The 11,996-nt window shown below is 44.6% G+C and carries 9 protein-coding genes and 1 tRNA gene; 6 read left to right on the top strand and 4 right to left on the bottom strand.

What is annotated here, in order from left to right; all coding sequences use genetic code 11:
* Positions 1-46 precede the first annotated feature (46 nt).
* On the top strand, positions 47-529 hold the full coding sequence (pal, locus tag HOL16_07715) for a peptidoglycan-associated lipoprotein Pal (GenBank protein MBT5390566.1): 483 nt from the start codon (positions 47-49) through the stop codon (positions 527-529).
* A 419-nt stretch (positions 530-948) separates the two neighbouring features.
* Here pal and obgE read toward each other — a convergent pair whose 3' ends face one another.
* The 4 genes from obgE to HOL16_07695 all read right to left on the bottom strand — a co-directional run bounded on the left by obgE (position 949) and on the right by HOL16_07695 (position 4,258).
* Positions 949-1,953, bottom strand: coding sequence for a GTPase ObgE (gene obgE, locus HOL16_07710; protein ID MBT5390565.1), 1,005 nt, complete (start codon positions 1,951-1,953; stop codon positions 949-951).
* A gap of 100 nt (positions 1,954-2,053) precedes the next feature.
* Positions 2,054-2,311 (bottom strand): 50S ribosomal protein L27, encoded by a 258-nt coding sequence (gene rpmA, locus HOL16_07705; GenBank protein ID MBT5390564.1) that lies wholly within the window; start codon positions 2,309-2,311, stop codon positions 2,054-2,056.
* 24 nt (positions 2,312-2,335) lie between these two features.
* On the bottom strand, positions 2,336-2,917 hold the full coding sequence (gene rplU / locus HOL16_07700; protein MBT5390563.1) for a 50S ribosomal protein L21: 582 nt from the start codon (positions 2,915-2,917) through the stop codon (positions 2,336-2,338).
* Positions 2,918-3,091: 174 nt separating this feature from the next.
* On the bottom strand, positions 3,092-4,258 hold the full coding sequence (locus tag HOL16_07695; GenBank protein ID MBT5390562.1) for an ATP-binding protein: 1,167 nt from the start codon (positions 4,256-4,258) through the stop codon (positions 3,092-3,094).
* A 345-nt stretch (positions 4,259-4,603) separates the two neighbouring features.
* On the opposite strand from HOL16_07695, the gene HOL16_07690 reads away from it, so the two are divergent.
* The 5 genes from HOL16_07690 to HOL16_07670 all read left to right on the top strand — a co-directional run bounded on the left by HOL16_07690 (position 4,604) and on the right by HOL16_07670 (position 11,923).
* A complete protein-coding gene (locus tag HOL16_07690) occupies positions 4,604-5,632 on the top strand; it encodes an efflux RND transporter periplasmic adaptor subunit (protein ID MBT5390561.1) in 1,029 nt (342 codons plus the stop codon).
* Positions 5,633-5,635: 3 nt separating this feature from the next.
* On the top strand, positions 5,636-8,653 hold the full coding sequence (locus tag HOL16_07685) for an efflux RND transporter permease subunit (protein MBT5390560.1): 3,018 nt from the start codon (positions 5,636-5,638) through the stop codon (positions 8,651-8,653).
* Between the two features lie 56 nt (positions 8,654-8,709).
* Positions 8,710-8,786 (top strand) — tRNA-Pro (locus HOL16_07680).
* An 87-nt stretch (positions 8,787-8,873) separates the two neighbouring features.
* The gene (locus tag HOL16_07675) at positions 8,874-11,195 is read left to right on the top strand and encodes a cell division protein FtsK (protein ID MBT5390559.1); all 2,322 of its coding nucleotides are present in this window, start codon (positions 8,874-8,876) and stop codon (positions 11,193-11,195) included.
* Positions 11,196-11,224: 29 nt separating this feature from the next.
* Positions 11,225-11,923: an outer membrane lipoprotein carrier protein LolA gene (locus HOL16_07670; GenBank protein MBT5390558.1), complete on the top strand. Its 699-nt coding sequence runs from the start codon at positions 11,225-11,227 to the stop codon at positions 11,921-11,923.
* Positions 11,924-11,996: the final 73 nt, after the last annotated feature.

The following is an 11,996-nucleotide window of genomic DNA, read 5'->3' as shown; positions in this document are numbered from 1 at the left end:
TGGGGACGGCTCGGAAAAGTAAGGAATTAAGAAAGGGATAAGAAGAATGGATTTAAAGAAAATCGCTTCAGTTTCATTACTAGCAGTAGCTATAGCTGCTTGTGGATCAGATGATGAAGATAGGGGCGAATGGGATGCTCCTTATATGGCTTTTGAGGAAGAAGTTCTTCCAGGGAGTCAGGCGGACTTTGCTATTGAGGCTGGAGATCGCGCATTTTATGCATTTGATATGTATAATTTGAATGCAGAATCTCAGGAAACTATTGAGCGTCAGGCTGAATGGCTTAAGGCATATGATGATGTGGATCTTAGTATCTCGGGTCATTGTGACGAACGCGGCACACAGGAATACAACCTAGCATTAGGACAGCGTCGAGCTGATTCTCACAAGAATTACTTGGTAGCGCTTGGTATCGATCCTAGACGCATAGAAACAATTAGTTATGGTAAGGAGCGCCCCATAGTTGAGGGATCAACTGAGGCTGCTTATGCACAGAATCGTACGACTATCATAACGTTGGATCAATAATCTCTCCGTTATCACATGATGATGGACATGAAAGACCCCCGAGAGTGATCTTGGGGGTTTTTCTATCAGAGATCAGATTTAATGGTTGATACAAGGCGTTTTTCAGTTCTCTGAAATCCGTTCTTTTCCCTCTGATTTTATGGATCCCGCGATGCCAACTCACTCTAGGACTCACCGGCTTAAGACGCCGGTTCGTCTAGAGTTCCTAGGCTCCGGGAAGACGGCGTTTTTATCGTCTTCCCGGCCATTAGAAATATTTGGCAAGCCGGAGGCGCGCCTTAGGATTTCTTATGAGCGCGGGATCCAGGCATCAGCTGGAAGCCAGAACTCAGCCTCATACGTTGCAGTGTGGCCAAGATTAATGCTTCAGGGGATCTGACGCGTGGACTCAATTGTCTGCTTTGTTATGTGAATAATCATCACCCAAGATCTGCGGCATGCTTTCGAACAATCATCAACAATGCTCCCAATATTTCCGGCACACCTTCTTTCGTGACAGCGGATAGGGGGTAAATAGGCGACTTACAAACTTTTTTGAGGTCTTTGAGCTTCTTCTTTAACTCTTTCTCAGATAGGGCATCAATCTTATTTAGCCCTACAATTTCATTCTTTTGTTCAATATCATGGCCGTATTGTGTCACTTCTTCTCGGATGGTCTTATAAGACTGCGCTACGTCTTCTTCGGTCCCATCGATAAGGTGCAAGAGAACGCCACAGCGTTCGATGTGTCCTAAAAAGCGTGTGCCTAGGCCTGTTCCCGTGTGTGCGCCTTCTATAAGTCCGGGGATGTCAGCCATGACGAATTCTTGCTCATTAACGTAAACCACACCCAGTTGGGGGGCGAGGGTTGTGAATGGATAATCGGCGATCTTGGGGCGAGCCCGAGATACAACACTCAGGAAAGTGGATTTTCCAGCATTGGGAAGTCCTAAAAGACCCGTATCAGCAATAAGCTTGAGGCGAAGCCAGATCCATCTTTCTTCTCCAGGGAATCCTGGATCAAATCGTCGGGGCGCCCGGTTTGTTGAGGACTTAAAATGCTCGTTTCCATATCCCCCGTGACCGCCTTTGGCCAGGACAACTTTTTCACCAAGGGTCGTAAGATCGGCAATAAGTGTTTCTTTATCGTCTTCGAAGATTTGTGTCCCTACGGGGAGTTTGACGGTAATAGAAGATCCAGAGGCGCCTGTACGATTTTTTCCCATGCCATGATGTCCACGCCTGGCTTTGAAATGCTGGCTATATCTATAATCGATAAGCGTATTGAGTCCACCGACGGCTTCGGCAATAATGTCGCCACCACGTCCACCATTCCCTCCGTCGGGGCCTCCAAACTCGATATACTTTTCTCGGCGAAAGCTCATACAGCCGGCACCGCCATCACCGCTTTTGACAAAGACTTTTGCTTCATCTAGGAATTTCATCGAGACCGTCCCTTACTATATAAAAAGTAAACTATATGGAGACAAACAAAAGGGGGAACAGCATGCCATTCCCCCTGGGTATTACTTATAAACTTAACCGTTAGTTTGCAGATTCAATGGCAACGTAGGTTCGGCCCTGAGCTTTGTGCAAAAATTTAACCTTACCCTCTGTGAGAGCAAATAAGGTGTGATCTTTCCCCATGCCGACATTCTGTCCTGGGTAGTATTTGGTTCCACGCTGGCGGGCAATAATATTGCCAGCAAGAACGGATTCACCACCGTACTTTTTGATGCCGAGGCGGCGACCTGCTGAATCGCGACCGTTCCTGGAACTACCGCCAGCTTTCTTATGTGCCATCTTTCAAACTCCTTTTCGAATAAACTACTTTTTCTTCGCCGGAGAAGCTTTAGCAGCAGGCTTTTTGGCTGCGGGCTTCTTAGCGGTTGTGGTCTCAGACTTCTTAGTGGGGGCTGCTTTTTTAGCTGGCGCCTTCGTCGTGGCCTTAGTAGGTGCACTCGTTGCCGTTTTGGCTGGTGCTTTTGCGGGTGCCTTTGTTGCAGTGGCTTTCGTCGCTGCTGTTTTTGCCACGCTGGATTCCTTTGATTCAGTCTTGGGCTTTGGAGCGGCTGTCGTCTTTTTCGCAGTTGCTCCGGGAGCCAATACTTCAACAATCCTTAGCACTGTTTGATCCTGGCGGTGCCCTTTTTTCCGGCGATAGTTATGGCGGCGCTTCTTTTTAAAGACAATAATCTTTTTTGCGCGGCCCTGTTCTTCAACAACGGCCTGGACTCTTGCACCTTCAATACGTGGGGTGCCGACAGTGGTCTTTGAGCCATCACCGATCATTAGCACGTGATCTAAGGAAACAGTAGCACCTTGTGTCGCTGATAATTTTTCAACGGTAATCTTATCATTGGCTTGAACTTTGTACTGTTTTCCGCCCGTTCGAATAATTGCAAACATATTTGACTCTCATACTTGGGTTTAAGGCCTTTAAACTCTATTCAAAAGGGTATACCCACCTTTAGCAACTTTTGCAAAGGTTTTATTTAATGCCCCCCTCAGTTTGTGAAAACAATATCGAATTCAAAGAGAAGGGGCAACACTTTCCAGAGGGGGCTATGGTGAAATTGAGTGCTAAGCGTGCAAATTTAGCGTGGAATTTTCTTCTAGATACTGCTTAAGCCCTTTGACATATATTTTGTCGTCCAGCTGATAATCCACGGCTCCAGGATAAATAACCGTCATTTCATCAAGGGCTAAGTCTGCACTAGTAATCCTCATGGACTTGGTCATTTTAGGAGCGTCTGTGTATTTGAACTCAAATCCTTTCTTGTTATTTCCCTCAAAAATCAGCAAGTCGATTTCCGCACCCGTATGAGTGGCCCAAAAGTAACAGTGGTGAGGTTTTACTTGGCGAACCCGAACAACTTCTTCTAAGGCAAATCCTTCCCATGAGGCTCCAAGCTTTGGATTAGTTTGAAGGTCATACTCACTAAAAATATTTAACAACGTATGTAATAATCCGCTATCACGAAAATAAATTTTCGGCGCCTTCACTTGTCGTTTTTTAATGTTTTCTTGCCAGGGCTGCAGCTGCCGAACCATAAAGGTGCCCGTAAGGATGTCGAGATATTTGCGAATAGTGGTATCTGCACTTCCGAAGGAACGTCCAAATTCGGAGGCATTAAATATATTTCCATGATAATGGGCCAACATTGTCCAAAAGCGTCTCAATGATACAGCAGGGATCTGGATTCCTAGATTAGGAATATCTTGTTCCAGAAAAGTTGTTATATAAAATTCTCTCCAATCATTGCTTTCCTCTATATTTGGAGCCAAATAGGATCTAGGGAAGCCACCGCGGAGCCATAACTTATCTAAATTATGTGTTTCCAGGTAGGAAAAGGGCGGTAATTCAATGTAGGCAATTCGTCCGGCTAAGGTCTCGGCTGACTTATTTATAAGCTCTCGTGAAGCGCTTCCTAAAATTAGAAAACGAGCCTTAGAATCTTCACGATCAACAAGAACACGCAGAGTTGCAAATAAACTTGGCATCAATTGAATTTCATCAATGATGACTAATCCTTCTAATTTTTCTAACACCAGCTGAGGTTTTTGCAACCTTTCGTAATCTCGAGCATCCTCCAAATCGAAGTAATTTTCTCTATTTGCTGAATTCTGGATATTTGCATATTTACGTGCAAGGGTCGTTTTCCCACACTGTCTCGGTCCCAAAAGCCCTACTATTTGATGGGATTTAAAATATTTTGATATGCGTTCAATATATTGTTTTCTTTCCATTTATCAAGTTTACATTGAAATCTCGGTGGTGTCCACCGAATTTTCAAGGAAGAATATTTAAAAAAGTGGGATAATTTGTGATTTTAGTTACATAATTTGTTAAAGATGATCACAATTTCAAATATAATCTTTTGATAAATATATAAAATATTGATTACATTGAAATCTCGGTGACGCTAGCCGAGATTTCAATGTAAAAATGAAAGGTTTTCAGATTTACATAACACCGAACTCTCTTCGCATGCTCAACCATATTCCCTCCCACATTCTGCACCACAAATAAAAAACTTTGATCAGCATCCCTTTTCTGTTAGTCTGCGCGGCTAGTATTAGGAAAAGTAGTCGATGTCGAAAATTAAATTAAGATCTATTCTGATTTTATCATGCTTGGGTGTGGCTTTTTGTGCTTTTGTCCTCCCTACTTTTTTTGGCGGGGGAAAGGATACTAAGGAGAAGCCTAAAACCATAGAAGTGGTGAAGGTAAGCTTAGGATCCATCACGCTTACGGGAAGGATGTTAGGGACGATTCAGGCCAAGAAGAGAACGACTCTGAAAGCAAAAAAGGATGGCACTCTATACATGATGTATGCCCAGGAGGGTGAGTCTGTGAAAAAGGGTGCGGTGCTTGGGAGTTTAAGGAATGGTGATCTTTCCAGAAAATATGAGTTAGCCCTGTCGGCAGAAGGTCTCGCGCAAAAGCATTATGACCGGATGCGAACACTGTATGAAGCTGGAAATATTTCTGAGCGCGCGGTGGAAGAGAGAAAGAAGGATTTGCTGCAGGCACAGGTAGCATTGGAAGACTCAAAGGGTGCTTTGAGAAAATCAGAGTTTAGGGCCAGTTTTGATGGCATCTGTGGTGTTTTTAAAGTGGCAGAAGGGGCCTATGTAAAGGAAGGCGATGAGATTGTCACAGTCTATGATCCCAAAGACTGTGTGGTGGAGTTCGAAGCACCAGAATCTATTTTATCTCAACTTTCCGTAGGCCAGAAAGTACATGTTGGTGCTGTTGAAGGGAGTATTGCTTCGTTCCAAATGGTTCTAGATACAAAGACCCATATGGGGGCTGGCAAGGCAAACTTAGTGTCTTTCCCCTCGATTATGGGTGCGGCGACTACTATGGAAGTGGAACTTCAGACAAAGCATGATGTCCTTGTTTTGCCAAAAGAAGCTGTCTTTTTGAATAATGGAACGTCCCATGTGTATTCAGTAAGGGAAGAAAAGGCAGTGCTTCTTCCCGTGAAATTGGGTCTGCAAACGCAAGACTCGGTAGAGGTAATAGAAGGCTTGTCAGAAGGAGAGCAGGTAATTCTTAGAGGCCAGAGAAGCCTCCATGATACCCAGCCTGTAAAGATTTATACCAGCGAAGTGTAACCCATGACGATTTCAGAGTTTTTCATTAAGCGACCAATTTTTGCCATTGTGTTGAATGTGTTATTCATCGTGGTTGGGCTTTTGTCATATCGTAGCCTGACGGTACGTGAATACCCGGAGGTATCTACCCCTTCTTTAACTGTTCGTATCTCTTATCCCAATGCAAGCCCACAGGTCATTGAGTCTGAAGTGACGTTTCTTGTTGAGGATGCCCTTGCTGAAGTCCCGAATCTTTCGTTGATGGCCTCTTCTTCTAAAGAAGGGGAATCGGAAGTTCGTCTCAAATTTAAAGAGGGCACTTCCGTCAACTCTGTCCTTTCTAAAGTCCGTGAATCTCTTGCACAGATAAAGAGTGATTTGCCCAAAGATGTTCAAGATCCAAAGATTCGACAAGAAGCAAATGAGACTCAGGCGCTCATATATGTTTCTCTCACCAGTGATCATCTTGAATCTTCGGACTTAACTCACCTGGCAAACTTGCACCTCAAAAATGCTTTTAGAAGCCTCTCTGGGGTGGCTTCCGTGGATGTCATAGGGCGTCCCTATGTCATGGAAATTGCTTTGGATCGTCTAAAAATGTTCTCTTTCGGCGTAACCCCAAAAGGGATATCCAAAGCCTTGGAAGACCATAACGTGGCACTTCCCTCTGGAAAGCTTGCTGGGGAAATTCCCGTTACAATGGATTTAAAAGCGAAGTCCGATGAGGATTTTGGGTCCATTGTTGTGAAACAAAAGGATGGAGATGTTGTCTTTCTTAGAGATGTTGCTGATATCCGACTTAAAGATGACGATTCTTGGCGAATTCGGGTGAATGGCAACCCGGGTATTTTGTTAGGCATCAAAAGGGCAGGAGACGGGAATCCGCTGGAAATCTCACGGGATGTTCGTGAGATTCTGCCTGGGCTTCAAAAAAATCTTTCTGAAGGTGTCTATGCTGAAATCGTGAAAGATGATGCTGATTTTATCAGAGCCTCTCTGAGCAGCATCAAAAATTCTTTGATTGAAGCCGTTGTTTTGGTGCTGCTTATTATTTTCCTTTTCTTACGGAATCTAAGAGCCTCATTGATTCCTCTTGTGACCATTCCTGTGTCCGTTTTGGGAACATTTGCGATTCTTTCCCTTTTCGGATTCTCCATAAATACCATAACGTTGTTGGCACTTGTTTTGGCAATTGGCCTGGTAGTTGATGATGCCATTGTGGTGTTGGAAAATATATTCCGTCATGTGGAGGCGGGGATGTCTCCACAGGAGGCGGCTAAGAAGGGCAGCAAGGAGATTAGCTTCGCTATCGTGGCTATGACAGGCACTCTAGCAAGTGTATATGCCCCCATTGCGTTCATGCAGGGAGCTATGGGTCAAATTTTTGTTGAGTTCGCTGTGGCGCTGGCCGGAGCTGTTCTAGTTTCTGGAGTGGTTGCACTAACACTGTCTCCTATGATGTGCTCCAACATTCTGAGGGCACATAATGGAGAAGTTCTCCCATCCATCTCCAATTTCATCCAAAGACTGACAGACAACTATAAGAATTTACTTGGCCGTGTGATGTTATATCCCAGGTGGATTATGGGGGGAGCTTGCCTTCTTTTAGCGTTATGCGTCGTCTTTTTTAAGATTCTGCCAGGAGAATTGGCGCCTAAAGAAGATCGTGGGGTTCTGGGAGTCTTTATGGAACCGCTTACGGCAAGTTCTAAAGAAGTTATGGACGAGTACGTTAAAAAGGCTGAAACTCTCGTTAAAGATGTTCCTGAAGCAAAGCAAAATCTAACTTTTATCGGAGATTGGGGTGGGAATGTTGTTCTTCCGTTGAAGAGTTGGTCAGATAGAGGGCGGTCTGCTGGACAGATTACGGAAGATTTGCGAGAAAAAGTTAGGGTCATTCCGACGGTTTCAACACATGTTTGGAATTGGGATAGCGGTCTTCCTGGGCTGGAAGGGATGGGAGAGGATTCAGATATTACTCTCTACGTCTTAACCGTTGGGACCTATGAAGAACTCTTAAATCGTATCGAAAAATTTACGAAAGAATGCCGTGATGATGGTGTTTTTAAAAGCGTATATCATAGATTGAAGCTAGGAGAACCGGGGTACAATTGTGTGATTGATCGTCAGAAAATGGCCAAAGCTGACTTTGAACCAGAAGATATCTCTAAAGCGCTGGAAATTTTTCTTGATCGTGCCAAGTCCACGTCGTTTTACAAAGAAGGTCAGAAATATGATGTTCGACTCACGGGGCAAGATAGCCCTCAAGATTTGAGCGAAGTATATGTTTCTAATAAAGAGGGCGCTCGTGTTTCACTGGCATCATTTGCGACTTTAGAGGAAGTTGGTTTGCCCCAGTCTTTAGAGCATGTGAACCAAATGCGATCCACAACCTTTAGTGCTACGCTTAAGCCCGGCCAAGATTTTGCTGCAGCTGTGGACTATTTGAAAAAGAAAGTCGACTCAACTTTTCCATCTGGGTACTCGGTTGCCTTTACGGGAGCGGCCGAAAAGTATCAGGAGTCTTTTGTTGAAATGATGATCCTTTTCGGGATTGCCCTTATCTTCATCTATTCTATTTTGGCCATACAATTCGAAAGTTTTACCGATCCTCTAATGATAATGTTTACAGTACCGCTGGCGTGTTGTGGCGCTCTCTTAACCTTATGGCTCTTTGGGCAGAGTCTGAACATTTTTACCCAGATTGGATTAATCACTCTTGTGGGGCTTATCACCAAACATGGGATTCTTTTGGTTACCTTTGCGAATCAATTGTGTAACGAAGGAAAACAAGCTTCAGAAGCCATTCGCGAAGCATCCGTACTTCGCTTTCGTCCGATCTTAATGACGACAGGGGCCATGGTCTTTGGAACGATTCCACTCTTAATATCCAGTGGGGCAGGGAGTGAGGCTCGTTTTGCCATAGGTTGCGTCCTCGTAGGTGGGCTGCTCTTGGGGACTGTTTTAACACTCTTCGTCATTCCTGTTATTTACACATCTGTCAAAAACAGCTCTCTGTACTCTCGACTAAAAGTAGCATAATTTTCTGCTTTTCCTTGCACTGTTGACTGGTATAACGCTATAAAATCAATAGTACTCGGAGTGTAGCTCAGCCTGGTAGAGTACTGCCTTCGGGAGGTAGGAGCCGGAGGTGCGAATCCTTTCACTCTGACCAGGAGTTGATTTGTTAAGGGAATTGATTTATCCCAAGAATTAGGTTGTTTCGGGATTTCCGGAAATAAAATTATTAAAGTGATAGAAAATGCCACGAATGCGAAATACTGTTTCAAAGAGAACTCTTTTTCCACCAATCTTTAAATCCTTTTTTAAACTGCGAGCTACAGAAGGTCTGGGTTTTGTTCTCGTTATTTCGGGAATTGTTTTGGGATTGAGCCTTTTGTCTTACGATCGGACCGATCCCTCATGGAATGTTGCCGTGGATGCCCATATTGTGAGGAACTTTGTGGGTCCTTTTGGTGCCGTTTTGGCGGATCTTTTTCAACAACTTATGGGAATAGCAGGCTGGGTTCTTGTTCCGCTTCTCGTTGTTTGGGGGGTGCGTGTTTTATTACATCGTCCCCCAACCTATCCGTGGTTGAAGCTTTTGATATTGCCCAGCGTCCTTGTTCTTTGGGCCATATTTTGGACAGCCTTGCCTCTTCCTAAGGAGTGGGGTTTTTTGGGAGGGAGCTTGGGATATTTAGGACTTGAGCTGCTGAAGACAATCGCTTTGTATTCAACCCTAGCCATTGGAAATCTTCCTCTGGCTCTTATCTCAGGTATTCTCGCGGTGCTTTTGTTCCTTTATATTTTGGGGGTTCCTTGGCGCCTGTGGAAGCAGATTCTGAAGCATACGGGAAAGAGTACAAATCTCATTTTTAAGGGTTTCCTTTTTTTGGTGAGGAAACGTCCGGATGGCCTTCGCATTCAATTAAGAAATGTGGAAGAATCTCCGGAACCACTTCCATTATCCAAATCTGCGGAGCCAACTCTTTCTGAGAAGAAGATGGTATCGCGTAAAACTAAGGAAAAAGTTACTTTAGACAGAACAGATGAAACTGCTTTGTACAAGCCTCTAGAGCTTGTATCTGACGAGAATTATCGTTTGCCACCACATGACTTGTTGGCAAAGCCAAAGAAGGACAAAGGTCTTAAAGAAGAAAGCGACGATATCTTAGAAAAAAAGGCTGCCTCTCTAGAGAACGTACTGAAGGATTTTGGTGTTCGCGGAGAGATTGTTAAAGTTCGCCCAGGGCCTGTGGTAACTCTTTACGAACTTTGTCCAGCGCCAGGATTAAAATCTTCTCGAGTCATTGGATTATCCAGTGATATTGCACGATCTATGAGTGCCGTTTCGGCTCGTGTTTCTGTGGTAGCTGGCCAAAATGTTATTGGCATCGAATTACCCAACCAAAAGCGAGATGTGGTGATGCTCCGGGAACAGTTGGGACATGAGGCCTTTGAACGAACAGCTGGGCGGCTGGCTCTGATTCTTGGGAAAGACATCGGTGGAGAGCCCATTATCGTTGATTTGGCCCGTATGCCCCACTTGTTGGTGGCGGGAACGACTGGCTCTGGTAAATCTGTTTCTGTAAATACAATGATTCTGTCCCTTCTATACAGATTGCCGCCAGATCGATGTAAGTTCATCATGATCGATCCCAAAATGTTGGAATTATCCGTATACGAAGATATTCCTCACTTGCTTACGCCAGTTGTGACGGATCCGAAAAAGGCAGTTGTGGCCCTAAAGTGGGCGGTTAAAGAGATGGAAAACCGTTATCGGGCCATGTCGCGCCTTGGGGTGCGAAATATTGACGGGTACAATTTGCGCCTTAAAGAGGCTAAGGAACGGGAAGAAGTCATCAAACGCAAGGTTCAAACTGGCTTCGATCCAGAAACAGGAAAAGCTATTTACGAAGAACAGCCGCTAGATATGACGCCAATGCCTTACATCGTCATTGTTGTCGATGAGATGGCTGACTTAATGTTGGTGGCGGGAAAGGATATCGAAGTCGTTATTCAGCGCTTGGCGCAAATGGCTCGTGCAGCGGGAATCCACTTAATCATGGCAACACAGAGACCTTCGGTGGATGTAATAACAGGAACTATTAAAGCAAACTTTCCAACGCGCATTAGTTTTCAGGTCACCTCCAAAATTGATAGTCGTACAATTTTAGGAGAGGCAGGAGCAGAGCAGCTTTTGGGGCAAGGAGACATGTTGTACATGGCGGCTGGTGGACGGGTTACGCGCGTCCATGGTCCTTTTGTGTCTGATGAAGAAGTAGATAAAGTGGTGGCGTTCTTGAAAACCCAGGGGTCGCCCACCTATGTGGAAGATGTGACCGAGGAAGATGAAGAAGGGGGCGTGAGTGGTGAATCCAGTCGCGACCATGATCCCCTCTATGATCAAGCCGTCAGTATTGTTTGCCGTGAACAGAAAGCCTCGACAAGTTTTGTTCAGCGGCACTTACAAATCGGTTACAATAGAGCAGCACGCATTGTTGAACAGATGGAGGCAGAGGGCGTTATTTCTGCTGCCAACCATGCTGGCCGGCGTGAGGTGTTGGCCGGAAGTCAATAATGGGAACGAATGAGTGGAGTTAGGATAGGATGCGCAAAATTTTCTTTCTGGTTGTCCTCATGGGAGGACTGTCTGTTTCGGCTTTTGATCCTGCAATGGGAGCGTCCAAAAAAGCGCATCCTGATTCCAATAAACATGTTGTGAAAAGTCAGAAGGCTTCCTATTTGAGAGCAAAAACTCCGAAAAAAACGGTAACGACCAAAGGGGTTTCCAATCCGCAACGTCTCTTAAAGGATGTGGAAGGATATCTCAACGGTCTCAAAACGGTAAAAGCTAATTTTCATCAAAAAGACGCCCAAGGAAATGTGACCCATGGCACTCTTTATTTGTCCCGGCCTGGACGTGTACGCCTTGAATACAATCCGCCGTCTCCTTTACTTATTATCTCCGATGGCAGCTGGGTATCGTACCAGGATAAACAACTGGATGAGATTAGCTATGTGCCGCTTTCCTCGACACCAGCAGAGTTTATCCTTCGAGAGCGTGTAAATTTTAAAAAGGACATTTCCGTTGATCGTGTGGAGCAGCAGAAGAATCATATCTTCATCACCTTAAGCAAAGATGATGATTCAGATTGGGGTCAGCTTGTCCTTGGTTTTCAGGAAAAACCGCTACAGCTAACTCAATGGAAGGTGATAGATGCTCAAGGAAATATTACCCATGTGATCTTGGAGAATTTTATGGTCGGCGGCACTATCCCTGAGAAGCACTTTAAATTATCCGAGTAGGACCTTTTTATTTCCTTGAATTATAAGACTATTCCTGAGATCCATCCAGAAAGTACATAAATTTTATATCATT

It is taken from the genome of Alphaproteobacteria bacterium, assembly GCA_018662925.1.
GTDB lineage: Bacteria > Pseudomonadota > Alphaproteobacteria > 16-39-46 > JABJFC01 > JABJFC01.
This window is presented reverse-complemented; position numbering and strand designations above follow the sequence as displayed.